This window comes from Pseudomonas sp. I3-I5, from assembly GCF_022699445.1.
Lineage (GTDB): Bacteria > Pseudomonadota > Gammaproteobacteria > Pseudomonadales > Pseudomonadaceae > Aquipseudomonas > Aquipseudomonas fulva.
Genome location: NZ_CP093940.1, coordinates 1890648 through 1904374, shown reverse-complemented (window position 1 = coordinate 1904374; position 13727 = coordinate 1890648). Strand labels below are relative to the sequence as shown.

Here is a 13727-nt window from a genome sequence, read left to right as displayed (position 1 = left end):
CTGCCCTGCGCCCCATTGAGCTGCGGCATTTTTTCAATGCCTTACGCTCACGTCCATGGAACACTCACCGTTTACCGCACTCCCACCCTTATCAGGGCAGCGGCCCTGCACAACCTGAGCTGGAGGACAAACCTGCATGAAGAAGATCCTGATGGTGTTGACGTCCCACGACCAACTGGGTGACACCGGCAAGAAAACCGGGTTCTGGCTGGAAGAGTTCGCGGCACCTTATTACGCATTCGTGGATGCCGGCGCCGACGTCACGCTCGCTTCGCCCAAGGGCGGGCAGCCGCCGCTGGACCCGAAAAGTGACGAAGACGATGCACATACCGAGGCCACTCAACGCTTCGCCAAAGACACCGAGGGCCAGGCTGCCCTGGCCGATACCGTCCCCCTTGGCGAAGTCGACCCTTATGATTTCGACGCCGTTTTTTATCCAGGCGGCCACGGCCCACTGTGGGATCTGGCCGAAAGCCAGGACTCGATCGTTCTGCTGCAGGCCTTTTATGCCGCCAACAAGCCCATCGCAGCGGTATGCCATGCACCGGGCGTGTTGAAAAACGTCAAGGCGCCTGACGGTCACCCTGTCGTCAAGGGCAAAAAAGTCACGGGCTTCACCAACAGTGAAGAGCAAGCCGTGGGTCTGACCGACGTCGTCCCGTTTCTGGTGGAGGACATGCTGCGGGGCCATGGCGCACACTATGCCAAGGCCGAAGACTGGGCGAGCCATGTGGTCGAGGATGGGCATCTGATTACAGGTCAGAACCCGGCATCCTCAGCAGCAACTGCCAAGGCATTGCTTAAACGGTTAGCCCAGGAACCCGGCGCCTGAGCATTGGTTTGTGCATCGCAAAGCAGCAAACGCTACGCAAAGGAATTTTTTGCTACAGCCCGAGGTCACAACGGTAGCGCACAGCTATCGCTTGCACCTCTGGCTGCAAGTCTACATCGGATGTTCCCTTTATTCAGCGTGCGCAGAGCCAGAGTATTGCCATGAAAACGTGCGAATTCCCAAGCTGTCCGACCGTTCTGCTGGTTGAGGACGAACCTATCATCCGTGAGCTGATCGCCATTGCCCTTGAGGACCTGGGCGCAGCGGTAACCAGCGTGGAAACAGCACAGGAAGGCCTGGAAATAACCTCGCGCTCGGCATTTTCGATGCTCCTCACCGATGTCCGCACCCCTGGTGCGGTGAACGGACTGGAGCTGGCCTACCAGGTGGGCCAGTCGCAGCCTGACACTCGCATCGTGGTCATGAGTGGTTATCACGACCCGTCAAGCTGTGCCCTCCCCTCTGGCGCTATATTCCTGCCCAAGCCCTGGACCCTGGATCATTTCATCGGCGTGATCAGTGATCAGCTCGCGCGTTCAGCTTCGCTTCGCGCTCAGCCTGCGGCTTGATCCAGGTTCAGCCAGTTCGGATCGACCGCATGCTACCGATCCTTGGAAGTGAGTCTGCATCGATTGCGGTCGAGCCGTTTCAGCGGGCGCCTTCCAGTGCCTGCTGCAACGATTGGTCAGCCAGTTGTCGAAGGTCCCGCCACTGCTGCCTAGCGATCAGCCCGAGCCGCTTCATCTCGTCCGCCTGACGCAGCAGTTCCTGGTGGGAGGCACGGGGGCAGGCGCAGCGTGCCACGTCATCATCGAAGGTAGAAAACCAACGGTTGATTGCCTCCAAGTACATCAGGTCAGTAGAAGGCTGCTCAATGAATGCCGTCATGCCGGTCTCCCTGGTGCTCGCTTTTTCAATCGAACCCAAGGAGTGACCGATGGTTCACTCCGGTTGGTAATCGAGCGAGCCGGCCTCACACGATACCCGTATGACCATCCAGTACCTGTCGCACGCGCCGTGCCAGATCATGGGGCTGGCAGGGCTTGGAGATCACATCGAATTCAGAGCCACCGATGTCGGTGCGTTCGATCGAGTTCTCCGCGTAGCCGGTGGTGAGCAGCACCTTGATCTGCGGCTGCAGGCGACGCACCTCGCGCGCCAGCATCACCCCATTCATGCCACCGGGCATGATCAAGTCGGTGAACAACAAGTCATAGCGCTCACCCGCTTCGATAAGCTTCAGCGCTTCGCGTGCGTTGAGCACCATGTCGGCGTCGTAGCCATAGTTTTCCAGCACCATCTTGGCCAGCTCCGCAACGTCTGGACGGTCTTCGACGATAAGAATCCTCTCGGTACCGGAACTGCGCTCGACCAGCTTCACGGGCTTTTCCTGAATCGGGCTGGCTTCGTCCACCGGGAAATACAAGCGCAGCGTGGTCCCCTCACCCTCTTCGGTGTAGATCCTGGCAGCGCCGCCGGACTGACGCGCGAAGCCATACACCATGGACAGACCCAGCCCCGAGCCCTTGCCCTCCTCCTTGGTCGTGAAGAAAGGGTCCATGACGCGATCACGAATGCTGGCAGGCATGCCGATGCCGTTGTCGGTAATGGAAATGCTCACGTAACTGCCCGGCAATAGGCCGTCGAAGGACAGATTGATGTCGCTTACGTGCACGTTTCGCGTTTCGATGAATACGTGGGGGCGCTTGCGACCGATCAGAGCGTCGCGAGCGTTCATGAAGATGTTCAGCAGTGCCACTTCGGCCTGGGTCGGGTCGATGCGACAGTTGCGCAAGTGCTCTTCCAAGTCGTATTCGACCGTCACCTGGGCGCCGAAGGTGCGCTCGATGATAGGGCTCACGTCATCGAGCAGATGATTGAGGTTGAGCACGCGGCCGTGCAGTTTCTGCTTGCGGGCAAAGGCCAGCAACTGCTTGGTGAGGGTACTGGCACGATCGACCGCCGTTTGCGCATGCCCGACGCTTCGGCGAATGCGGCTCAGGTCCGGCTGCGCCTTGTCGGTCTCGCTGGCCACCAGCCCCATGTAACCGCCCATCACTTGCAGCAAGTTGTTGAAGTCGTGAGCAATGCCGCCCGTCAACTGACCCAGAGCTTCCATCTTCTGCGCCTGACGCAATGCATCCTCGGCATCGCGCCGACGGCTGACGTCCAACTGCGAGGCGAAGAAGTAGATCAGGTCGCCACGCTCGTTGAAAATCGGCGAGATGAACAGCGCATTCCAGAAACTGGAGCCGTCCTTGCGGTAATTGAGCACTTCGGTGGCGATATCCACGCGCTTCTCGATCGCCTCACGGATAGCGTCGACCACCGACCGCTCAGTCTCGGGGCCCTGCAGGAAGCGGCAATTTCGCCCCATGATCTCACCGGATTCATAACCGGTCATTTCCAGAAACGCGCGGTTGGCAAAGATGATAGGATTGTCGTCGCGGCTGGGATCGGTCACGATCATGGGCATGCGCGTCGTTTGCACGGCAGCGAAGAACATGTCGTGCGGCAGGTTGGATATGTCTCCGGTCGCCTGATTGCTGACGCGGGCCTTCTTTTCCGTCACGTGACTCTCCTGGTTGGGCAATGGTGCAACTCGTCACTTCTTGACAACGCCAAGCGGTAAATTGCTCCGCCAATAGCGGCTGCTTACGAAACTATTGTTCGATGGCCAATGTCGATTCGTCATCTCCGGCCTACGCTTGCTTGTAAGCGGTAGATTCAACAGCCAGCGTTGCCCAAGCCATGCCCCACCCACCCTGCCACGGATGCTGCACACCCTCTTGGAAAGCCATGACCTTATCTACGCGTAACCACGTGCGCATCACCGGTGCTGGCCCTGTCACGTTGATCTTTTCCCACGGTTTTGGCTGCGATCAATCGATGTGGAAGTACCTGTTGCCGCATTTTCAAGCGCGCTTTCGCATCGTGACCTACGACTTGGTTGGTGCTGGGCAATCGGACTTATCGGCGTACGATCGCGTCCGTTACGACTCCTTGGCGGGTTATGCAGCGGATCTGAACGAGATAATCACAGAATACGGCCAAGGCCCCGTGATTCTGGTCGGTCATTCGGTCAGCGCCATGATTGGTGCACTGGCGGATCGACAGCAACCTGGTCGCATTGCAGCTCATGTAATGGTCGGCCCATCGCCATGCTATATCGACGACGGCGACTACATCGGCGGTTTCAAGCAGGAGGATATCCACGAACTGCTCGAAACACTGGACAGCAACTACCTGGGCTGGTCGAGTACCATGGCGCCGGTGATCATGGGCGCGCCGGGCCAGCCTATGCTGAGCGAGGAGCTGACCAACAGTTTCTGCCGCACCGATCCTGACATCGCTCGGCAGTTCGCGCGTGTCACGTTCCTGTCTGACAACCGGCTGGATGTGCAGGGCCTGCCTACGCCCGTGTTGATTCTTCAGTCCATCGACGATCTTATCGCGCCAGTTTCCGTGGGCCAGTACCTCCATGCCGTGCTGCCCAACAGCACGCTGTGCCTGATCGACAACATCGGCCATTGCCCGCACATGAGTGCCCCTACAGCCTGCTCCCAGGCCATGGACGCCTTCCTGCAACCCTGGGCACCGGGGCCATGACCGGCGCGGGTGAGATACCGGCTGTCGACGCGTTGTTCGAAGGGGCACCCTGCGGCCTGGTGGTCACCACCGAGACGGGCGTGATCGTGAGGGCAAACCGGACCTTCTGCAAGTGGTTGGGCTACGCGCCCGAGGACCTGACGCAGTGCAGGTTTCAGGAGCTGTTGACCATGGGCGGACGAATTTTCCATCAGACCCATTGGGCGCCGCTGATGAAAATGCAGGGTTCGGTCGCCGAGGTTAAGCTCGAAGTACGGCACCGCACCGGTCACGTCATCACCATGTTGCTCAATGGCGTGCGCCGTCAATATGCCCACGGCGTGTTCCACGAGCTGGCGCTGTTCGGCACCATCGAGCGGGATCGCTACGAGCGTGAATTGCTCACCGCCCGGCGCCGCGCCGAGCAATTGCTGGCGCAGACCACTGAGGCCGAGGCTGCGTTGCAGCAAGCCAAGGCCGAGCTGGCCGACGCCTACCAGAGCGCCCAGCGACGCGCAGCCTTTGCCGAACAGATGGTCGCCATCGCCAGTCATGACCTGAAAAACCCGCTGACTGCGATCAAGATGGCGACGCAGTTGCTCGAACGCGGTGAGCACAGGGATAAGGAACGGCGTCTGCTGGGCAGTATCAGCCATTCTTCGGAGCGCGCCAGGCGCATGATCGCTGATCTGCTCGACTTTGCCTCGGTCAGGATTGGCCAAGGCATCACCATCTGCCGTCAACCGATAGACCTGTGCTCGACGGTCGATCAAAGCGTCAACGAATTGAGAGTCGCCTTCGCCCAGGCGCGCATTCGTCACCTATGCAAAGGCAAGGGTCAACGTGCGCTGGACCCAGACCGCGTGCAACAAATGATTGGCAATCTGGTGGCCAACAGTGTGGCCTATGGTGACCTCACCCATCCCGTCACCGTTACCACTGATCTTCATGAGCATGGCGCCGTCATCAGCGTGCACAACCATGGCCCCTGCATTCCTGATACCTTGCTTACATCCTTGTTTGCACCTATGACTCGGGGCACGGACCGTGCCGACTCGGTGCGCTCTGTCGGGTTAGGGCTGTTCATCGTCAGCGAAATCACTTTGGCCCATGGCGGCGATGTCACCGTCGCTTCGGATGCGGCGCTCGGTACCACTTTCACGATACGCCTACCGTTACTGGCAGACTGAGCACGACGGCACGGGTATGCGCGTGTCCGCATGCCCGCCGAGCTTTTGACCTGAACTTTTGTTTGTCCTGTGGTTTCCCCTGCATAACACACTCGCCTTCGCAGGAGTTGAACCATGAGAGCATTGACGTACCACGGCGCACAGGATGTAAGAGTCGACACGGTTCCGGACCCTATCCTGCAAGACGCTGACGACATCATTCTGAGGGTTACCGCCACTGCCATCTGCGGATCTGACCTGCACCTGTATCACGGCAAGATTCCACAAACCGAACAGGGTGATATTTTTGGCCACGAGTTCATGGGCGTCGTCGAGGATGTCGGCCGCGGGGTGACCAATGTGCAAGTTGGTGACCGCGTCGTGATTCCCTTCGTGATCGCTTGCGGCAGCTGCTTCTTCTGCCAGCACGACTTGTTTGCCGCCTGCGAGACGACTAACACAGGCCGCGGCGCCATCATCAACAAGAAAATCATTCCACCAGGTGCAGCGCTGTTCGGCTACAGCCATTTGTATGGTGGGATCCCGGGCGGTCAGGCGGACTATGTACGGGTACCTAAGGCCAACGTAGGCCCCTTCAAGGTGCCCACTTCGCTGTCAGACGACAAGGTGCTGTTCCTGTCGGATATTCTGCCCACCGCTTGGCAGGCAGTGACCAACGCGCAAGTGGGCCAGGGTTCGACAGTAGCCATCTACGGTGCGGGCCCCGTCGGCTTGTTGAGCGCAGCCTGCGCTCGCATGCTGGGCGCTCACACCATTTTCCTGGTCGACGACAACGACTACCGCCTGACGTTTGCCCGCGACGCTTATGGGGTAGTACCGATTAATTTCGAGCAGGACGATGACCCTGCCGACAGCATCATTCGGCTAACCCCGGGCATGCGCGGCGTTGATGCCGTCATCGATGCAGTAGGCTTCGAGGCCAAGGGCAGCACCACCGAAACCGTCATGACAGCCCTGAAGATCGAAGGCAGCAGCGGCAAGGCGCTGCGTCAATGCATTGCTGCCGTACGGCGCGGCGGCGTGGTAAGCGTCCCTGGTGTGTACGCCGGGTTCATCCATGGCTTCCTGTTCGGCGACGCGTTCGACAAGGGCCTGACGTTCAAGATGGGTCAGACCCACGTTCAGAAGTTCTTGCCAGAATTACTCGAGCATATCGAGGCTGGCCGGCTGCAACCTGAATTGATCGTGACGCATCGATTGGCGCTTGAGGAAGCGGCGATGGGCTACAAGATGTTCGACCAGAAAAAGGATGACTGCCGCAAGGTGATTCTGGTGCCTGGTGCGGCGGCGGGTACGCTGGCTCCCGAGGTACCGATTTAAGGGCATTCCACGCTGTCTGTGGCCTGGCCCGCGGTTAGCGGGCCGAGCCCGGCTTCACGCGTGCATCAGGGTGCTCAAGGCCCCGACCAACGTGTCATGATCGAATGGCTTGCTCAGTACCATCCCGCCATGGGTGGGCCAGGTCTGCTGCTCAGGGGTGGGCGGTGCATAGCCAGTGATGAACAGCACTGGCAGCCGCGGCCTGATCCCCCTTGCAACGTCGACCATCTTTCTGCCATCCAACCCGCCAGGCAGTCCGACATCGGTGATCAGCAGGTCGATACGCGTGTCCGAGCGCAGCAATTGCAAACCCGCCAGGCTGTCGGCTGCTTCGATGACGACGTAGCCCATTCCACTGAGCGTTTCACTGACATACAGGCGCACCGACGCTTCATCGTCCACCACCAATACCGTTTCACCCGGCCGCGCCCGGTGATTCACTGCAGGGGCAACGCTGTCGCTGACCACACGGGCAGGCCCACCGTGACTCGGTAATTGCACAAAGACCCGAGTGCCTTGCCCCGGCGCCGACTCGATGTGCACATGTCCGCCGGTCTGGCGGGCAAAACCGTACACCATCGACAGACCCAGCCCCGTACCTGCACCTAGCGGCTTGGTGGTGAAAAATGGCTCGAACGCCCGCGAGAGGGTTGCGGCGTCCATACCAATGCCCTCATCCGTGACGCAGATGCTCAGGTAATCGCCCGAAGCGATCTCAGGGTCTGCATCCCCATCGATGCGCTTGTCTGCCGTGCGAATGCAAATCCGGCCGTTACCGTCCATGGCATCGCGCGCATTGATGCAAAGGTTCAGCAATGCGTTCTCAAGCTGGACGGGATCGACCAGACACGTGTGCAACGAAGCGGACAACTGGACCTCCAGCTTCACGGAAGGGCCTACCGTGCGGCGCACGAGCTCAGCCATACCATCGATCAGCGCATGGACATCCGTCTGCACGGGCACCAGGGTCTGGCGCCTGGCGAACGCCAACAGTCGGTGCGTCAGCGCGGCGGCCTTGCGTGTAGCACCGTAAGCCACGGTCATGTAGCGTTCAACGTCCTCATGACGGCCCTGGGCCAGGCGAGACCTGATCAGGTCAAGACTGCCCGAAATGCCCGCCAACAAGTTGTTGAAGTCATGGGCAATGCCCCCAGTCAATTGTCCAACCGCTTCCATTTTCTGGGCCTGACGCAAAGCGGCTTCGGCCTCCTCCCGCTCGGCTACCGCCTGGGCAACACGCGCCTCGAGCGTTCGGTTGAGCTCAAGAAGTTGCTCCTCTACCTGCCTGCGGGCCGTGACGTCGATGGAGGATCCTACCAAGCCGATCACCTCCCCGTCGTCACTGAGCAGCGGTGCCTTGACCGAGAGCCAATACGTGGCCGACCCGTCTGGCATGTCCACCCGCTCTTCGACCTGCACGGCCGTCCCGCCAGCCATCACACGCTGATCGGTTTCCATCACCTGCCTGGCCTGCTCCTTATCCTCGAGGAACTCAAGGTCGGTCTTGCCCAGGTAGAATTCCGGCGGCTTGCCAATCAGCTGCGTGGCGCCATGATTGGCCACCAGCATGCGCCCCTCCAGGTCCTTGGCGTACACCACGCCGGGAACCGCGGCAGTGAAGGTACGCAGCAACGTGGACATGCGGTCGCGCTCGGCCTGGGCCTTGCGACGTGACTCGATGTTCATCAGCACACCAGGAAAGCGCACCGCAATGCCCTGCTCATCGAGCTCGACTCGACCGTTGGCTTCAACCCACCGATAACAGCCATCGTCCTGGCGGACCCGGTATTCACAGCGAAACGGGCCGCCCAGGGCCGTGGCCGCCTGAATGGCTTGCGCGACGCGTTCGCGGTCATCGGGATAGATGGAGGCAAACGCTTCTGCCAGAGGCATCCCTGTCAGGCATTTGGACAGCGGCAAGCCAAACGAATGCGAAAAACGCTCATCGGCCGTAACCCTGTCATTGGGTATATCCCATACCCACGTGCCGATGATCGCGCCCGCGTCCAGCGCAAGCTGCAACCGTTCTGCGGTTAACGCGGCATCATCCTGGCCACTGGCATCGATACCAGCGGTACGTTGATTCATCGATCGACCTCGAACTTCCTGAGTACAAGCACGGGCACCGGGCACCGGGCACGTCGCGCTGCGCAAAAGGCGCCTATCATGGGCCCCGCGGCCAAGAGTTGAAAGGCCTGGTCTTTATGCCAACTGAATAAAGATGGCGTATGACCCCAGCAAGACCCAGCACACGAGGAAAATCCAGGGTGTACGCAGCGAGAACAGCAAGGACTTGCGATGACCGGCCTGGGAGGTTTCGGTCTCGCTGAACAAGGGCGACTCGTCATAAGCCAGGCCCATCATGGGTTCGCTTCGCAGCAGATGGCTCTGTTTGAGCTGCCAATGCTCGATGATCTTGTAGGCGGCGTGAATACCTGGCCAGGCGTTCAGTGAACTGAGCACGCCAAGCAGCGCCAGAAACGGCGGCACCACCAACGTGAACATTTCACCCCAACTCTGATTGGTGTTGCCCATGGCAGATGCGTAGGCAATCACTAGAAATGACTGGGCAGCCAGATAAGCATCCGTACGATTGGCAAGGATGCTGGTCTCGTACTGGATTTCCTGTCGGTAGAAGTCCAGCCGCTCCTTGGGCGAGCCGAACATGCGGGCATTATGCTCCTGGATTTCGTGCTCCGGGGTGGCTGGGGTGATGATACGTGGCACAGTACGGCTCCTAGAAAGTATTCACGGGCAGGGACAATGCCCACGCGCCAGTCAACAGCGCTTGACTGCCGTTGACGTCGCGCGATGTAGCGAAGCTGGCTGAACACTGCTTTACGGCTTGTGCGCAGGCACATCCCTGGCGGTCTTCTGCGCCGTAGTGTCCTGTTCGGTGCCCGTAGACCCGTCTGGACGGTGAGCGTCATTGTCTCGCTCTTCTTCACCTGTGGTACGCGCTTGCTCAACGCGGTTGGCGTCCTGCTCATTCGATGTGCTCATGAAGACACCTCAGCCTTTGCTATGTTCAGGGGAAGAAGGTCCAGTGCCGCGCTTGATGCCACGCGGCCCCCAAATACCCCAGATCGCCAGACCCACAACAGGCAGCGCCAGGAGCAACAGCGCCCAGGCCGCCTTTGTGGCATCGGTCTTGTCACTACGAAACACGCTGACGATCGCCCACAAGTCCACCAGTAGAATGAGGACCGCCACGGCAATCCAGAAGTACGTCACAGGCTCGTTCATAACCGCTCTCCAGGTTTGATCGGTTTTTCAACCTCTTTAAAGAGGAAGCATGAAAGTCCTGCTAAGTTCAGCTCGATTATTGCGCGATGGACGGGCGGGCACACGTGCACTGAACCAAAAGCCTTGCGCTCGCGTCCACTGCAAAATGCTGCGCGAGTTACAGGTATGGTCACTGACCCGATTGAGTCCGTTTTCGAGTATTTGAAAAAACATGACCTTGTTCTGACCACTGCCGAGTCCTGCACTGCAGGCGCCATGGTAGCGGCACTGGCCGCCCTGCCAGGAACAGCCGAGGTGCTCGAGAGCGGCTACGTCGTCTACTCCCCCGCTGCCAAGCAGCGTCTGCTAGGCGTTAGCCCCACGACCATCGAGCGCTATGGCCTGACCAGCGAAGCGGTGGCCTGGGAAATGGCATTGGGCGCATTGAAAGACAGCAACGCTACCGTCGCCATCGCCACCACGGGCGTAGCGGGGCCTGCCGCGCAAGGCAAAATTCCGCCAGGTACGCTGTGTTTTGCCTGGGCATTCGCGGGTGAGCCGCTTGCCGTTTTTACCGGCACCCAACGTTTTTTTGCCGAGCGTGAAGAGGTGATGCGCCAGGGGGCAGTCTATGGGTTGTCGCAACTTGCGCATTATCACCAACGCTGGCTACGCGGCGAACGAGCCTGATCACATCTCGATGAATGAGCACCCGATGATTTCCAAGCATTATCCAGCGCCCGAAAGCGCTAATGCGCACCACCCTTTTTGGCCCGCCGGACGCATTAAGTGGTGTGCACTTTTGCTGCCCCTGGGTGTGGTAATGGCCGCAATGCCGGCCAGTACCTGGCTGATCGATACCCAGGCGAGCAGCGCCGATGGCAAGGTGCAGGTGCAATACAAACGACTCACTCGCAGCGCAAGCCCTGCCGATCTTACGATTGAAGTAAGGGGAGCGCCGAGCAAGCCGCTTTGGGTTCAGCTCGGCGGCAGCATGCTTCAGGAGGCGAGCATCGAAACCGTGCAACCGCAACCGCTGCGCATTCAAACCCAAGGGAAGGCAATGCTCGTTGAAGTGGCGACAGACGAAGCAGGGCTGGCCACGTTGCACCTCACCGTGCGCCATGAAGCACTTGGTCAGGTCACAGGTCACGTACGGGCCGGCGCCAACAGCGCCGTGCGACTATCGACACTCCTGTACCCGTAGCCCTGAACGGCTGAACACACACGCCTGAACACGAACACGCCGGGGCCCGTGCCACCGGCGTGTCGCCAATCTAATTCAGGACTTCTCAGTGGCAACCGCGAATTTCGTCATGTCCACCGCCGGCGCGACGAACTCCGGGCCTTTGCCCGAGACCCGCCACCGCACGTTGGTCAACCCATAGCGCTCAGCCATGGGTCGGCTGACTTTCTTGATCTTGTGCTGACCGAACCGCGGGATGATACCGACGCCTGCATCGCAACTCGCCCAGTGCCAGGCCTCGGCGTTGTCCATGCGTTCCAGTCGAATGATGAAAGTCCTGAATTCTCCGTGTAGCTCGTACTCGATTACATACAGTTGTTGTCCTGCCATTGGACTCTCCTCCATCAAACTCAGCCTAATGGAGCCAAAGGCGTAACAAAAAATTCCATTTATTTTGACCCGACAGTCATCGTCTTGCCGTTGCCCATTTGTGCCGAACTGTTGTCGCTTCGCTTCAGTCACACCTGTACAAAAGGTGCAGGAGCTGCAATGTGGAAGACGTATCTGAAAGCCCGCGGCAATGTGCCGAGCCCCAACGAGATACCGGTGGCTGGCTGGCGCTGGAGCAGTATGCGGCCCTTGGGGATGGGCGCTCGGTAGCACTGGTGGGCCTGGACGGTTCCATCGACTGGTGGTGCGTGCCCCACATGGACTCCCCCCCTCTGTTCGATCGACTGCTCTCGCCCAGGACCGGCGGTTACTTTGCCATCACCCCAACCCAGCCCTATCAGGCAAAGCGTCGCTATCGCCCCGGCAGCAATGTGATGGAAACCGAGTACATCACCTCTACCGGCAGCGTGCGATTGACCGAATCGCTAAACAGCGGGCCTGCCGGGCGCTTACCCTGGGCGGAACTGGCTCGCCGTATCGAGGGCATCGAAGGGTCGGTCACGCTTGAGATCGCCATCGATTTTGGTACCCAGGCCGACACGGTTAGCCCGTACCTCACGCCCAACGACAACGGCTGCGTTTTTCACGCAGGCCATATTCTCGGGATGTTCCTGCATGATCAACAGATCAGCGTGCGGCGCAAGGACGACATAGGCGTGCGCGCCACACTCGACACCTCGCCGGGGCAACGCACCGTGGTGGCCCTGATCGCGGGGCGTGACGAGCCCTTGGTGGTGCCGCCACTGAGCCTGATCGATGAACGCATCGACGGCTCTGATCGTGAATGGCGGCAGTGGTCGAAAAGCCTCATCTATAAAGGCCCCTATCAGTCAGTGGTGATACGCAACGCGCTGGCGCTCAAGTTGTTGCTGTCATCACCCAGCGGTTCGATCATGGCGGCTGCCACCACGTCGTTGCCAGAGCGCATAGGCGGCACCAAGAACTATGACTATCGGTTCGCATGGATACGCGATGCCGGGTATACCATCGAAGCCTTCCTCGGCATTGGCGCTCAGCCTGAAGCCAAGGCTGCGTTTACCTGGTTGCTGCGCAGGCTGGCCGAGCACGGCGCGCAGGTCTTCTACACCCTGGACGGGGCCATCGGTGACTGCACACGCACCATCGACCTGCCGGGCTACAAGCAATCCCCGCCCGTAGTGGGCAACGACGCCCGCGACCAGTTGCAGCACGGCGTGTTCGGCGACATTTTCGAAACTGCCCGTTGTTTCATCGACACCGGCAACATCCTGGACGGCAGCAGTGCAGTGCTGCTGTCACGGCTGGCCGATCAATGCGCAGACCAGTGGCGCCAGCCCGATGCCGGTATCTGGGAGTTACCAGAAACGCGGCACTACACCCTGTCGAAGATCAGCTGCTGGCAGGCCCTGAGCCGGGCCATCGAACTGGCCGACGGCGGCCATCTACCCACAACCTGCCGGCAGCGCTGGGCGCGCGAGCGTGACCGTGTTTTCGAGTGGATCGAAACCCATTGCTGGCATGAGGGCCGCCAGGCGTATGTGTTCTACCCAGGCAGCGATCGGCTGGACGCAGGTATCGCCCTGGCGGTGCGCTTCGGCTATCCGGCGCCTGAGAGGCTGCAAAGCACCCTGGAGGCTGTGCAGCAAAGCTTGTCGGCAGGCCCCTTCCACTACCGCTACAGCGGTGCGGTCGAGGAGGAAGGCTGCTTCCTGGCGTGCACGTTCTGGCTGGTAGAGGCTTGGGTACTGCTCGGCCAACACGAACGCGCGCAGCACGCCTATGAAGCTGCCTTGCAAGGCCTTGCCCATGGCGCAGGCATCTATTCGGAGATGGTCGACCCTGGCACGGGAGAGTACCTGGGCAACCTGCCGCAAGGCCTCACGCACCTGGCGGCGCTGCGCGCAGCGTTGGCACTGGGTGGCCGCGCACCGTGTAGATGAGGGTACACGCCAGGCAC

The 13727-nt window shown here is 60.1% G+C and carries 15 protein-coding genes; 8 read left to right on the top strand and 7 right to left on the bottom strand.

Going from position 1 to position 13727, the window contains the following annotated elements:
- Window positions 1-136: 136 nt before the first annotated feature.
- Together MOP87_RS08640 and MOP87_RS08635 are read left to right on the top strand one after the other, a co-directional pair.
- Window positions 137-832, top strand: a complete 696-nt coding sequence (locus tag MOP87_RS08640; protein WP_027914758.1) for a type 1 glutamine amidotransferase domain-containing protein — start codon at window positions 137-139, stop codon at window positions 830-832.
- 161 nt (window positions 833-993) lie between these two features.
- Window positions 994-1401 carry a response regulator gene (locus MOP87_RS08635; RefSeq protein ID WP_027914757.1) on the top strand — a complete coding sequence of 136 codons (408 nt, stop codon included), beginning with the start codon at window positions 994-996 and terminating at the stop codon, window positions 1399-1401.
- 79 nt (window positions 1402-1480) lie between these two features.
- Here the strand turns inward: MOP87_RS08635 and MOP87_RS08630 are convergent, their stop codons facing one another.
- Both MOP87_RS08630 and MOP87_RS08625 read right to left on the bottom strand, forming a co-directional pair.
- Window positions 1481-1720 carry a hypothetical protein gene (locus MOP87_RS08630; RefSeq protein WP_088522954.1) on the bottom strand — a complete coding sequence of 80 codons (240 nt, stop codon included), beginning with the start codon at window positions 1718-1720 and terminating at the stop codon, window positions 1481-1483.
- Between the two features lie 85 nt (window positions 1721-1805).
- Entirely contained in the window at window positions 1806-3404 is a 1599-nt protein-coding gene (locus tag MOP87_RS08625; RefSeq protein WP_028687009.1) for a histidine kinase famiy protein, read from the bottom strand.
- A 227-nt stretch (window positions 3405-3631) separates the two neighbouring features.
- Between MOP87_RS08625 and MOP87_RS08620 the strand changes: the two genes are divergently transcribed.
- The 3 genes from MOP87_RS08620 (at window position 3632) to MOP87_RS08610 (ending at window position 6930) form a co-directional block, all read left to right on the top strand.
- Window positions 3632-4441 (top strand): alpha/beta hydrolase, encoded by an 810-nt coding sequence (locus MOP87_RS08620; RefSeq protein ID WP_242810402.1) that lies wholly within the window; start codon window positions 3632-3634, stop codon window positions 4439-4441.
- Window positions 4438-5610, top strand: a complete 1173-nt coding sequence (locus MOP87_RS08615) for a PAS domain-containing sensor histidine kinase (RefSeq protein ID WP_242810401.1) — start codon at window positions 4438-4440, stop codon at window positions 5608-5610. Before MOP87_RS08620 ends, MOP87_RS08615 begins: the two co-directional genes overlap by 4 nt.
- Window positions 5611-5724: 114 nt before the next feature.
- Window positions 5725-6930, top strand: a complete 1206-nt coding sequence (locus tag MOP87_RS08610; protein ID WP_027914752.1) for a zinc-dependent alcohol dehydrogenase — start codon at window positions 5725-5727, stop codon at window positions 6928-6930.
- A gap of 54 nt (window positions 6931-6984) precedes the next feature.
- Here the strand turns inward: MOP87_RS08610 and MOP87_RS08605 are convergent, their stop codons facing one another.
- The 4 genes from MOP87_RS08605 to MOP87_RS08590 form a co-directional block, all read right to left on the bottom strand.
- Window positions 6985-9018, bottom strand: coding sequence for a PAS domain-containing sensor histidine kinase (locus MOP87_RS08605; protein ID WP_145279192.1), 2034 nt, complete (start codon window positions 9016-9018; stop codon window positions 6985-6987).
- A 114-nt stretch (window positions 9019-9132) separates the two neighbouring features.
- Entirely contained in the window at window positions 9133-9657 is a 525-nt protein-coding gene (locus MOP87_RS08600; RefSeq protein WP_023536033.1) for a hypothetical protein, read from the bottom strand.
- 111 nt (window positions 9658-9768) lie between these two features.
- Entirely contained in the window at window positions 9769-9933 is a 165-nt protein-coding gene (locus MOP87_RS08595) for a hypothetical protein (protein WP_165919250.1), read from the bottom strand.
- A 9-nt stretch (window positions 9934-9942) separates the two neighbouring features.
- Entirely contained in the window at window positions 9943-10176 is a 234-nt protein-coding gene (locus tag MOP87_RS08590; protein ID WP_197874696.1) for a PLDc N-terminal domain-containing protein, read from the bottom strand.
- A gap of 165 nt (window positions 10177-10341) precedes the next feature.
- Here MOP87_RS08590 and MOP87_RS08585 point away from each other — a divergent pair, with 165 nt between their 5' ends.
- Entirely contained in the window at window positions 10342-10845 is a 504-nt protein-coding gene (locus tag MOP87_RS08585; protein WP_028687005.1) for a CinA family protein, read from the top strand.
- Entirely contained in the window at window positions 10802-11362 is a 561-nt protein-coding gene (locus tag MOP87_RS08580; RefSeq protein ID WP_128610570.1) for a hypothetical protein, read from the top strand. Before MOP87_RS08585 ends, MOP87_RS08580 begins: the two co-directional genes overlap by 44 nt.
- Window positions 11363-11437: 75 nt before the next feature.
- Here the strand turns inward: MOP87_RS08580 and MOP87_RS08575 are convergent, their stop codons facing one another.
- Window positions 11438-11731, bottom strand: coding sequence for a DUF6555 family protein (locus MOP87_RS08575; RefSeq protein ID WP_027914747.1), 294 nt, complete (start codon window positions 11729-11731; stop codon window positions 11438-11440).
- Between the two features lie 224 nt (window positions 11732-11955).
- Here MOP87_RS08575 and MOP87_RS08570 point away from each other — a divergent pair, with 224 nt between their 5' ends.
- A complete protein-coding gene (locus MOP87_RS08570; RefSeq protein WP_082693216.1) occupies window positions 11956-13710 on the top strand; it encodes a glycoside hydrolase family 15 protein in 1755 nt (584 codons plus the stop codon).
- Window positions 13711-13727 lie beyond the last annotated feature (17 nt).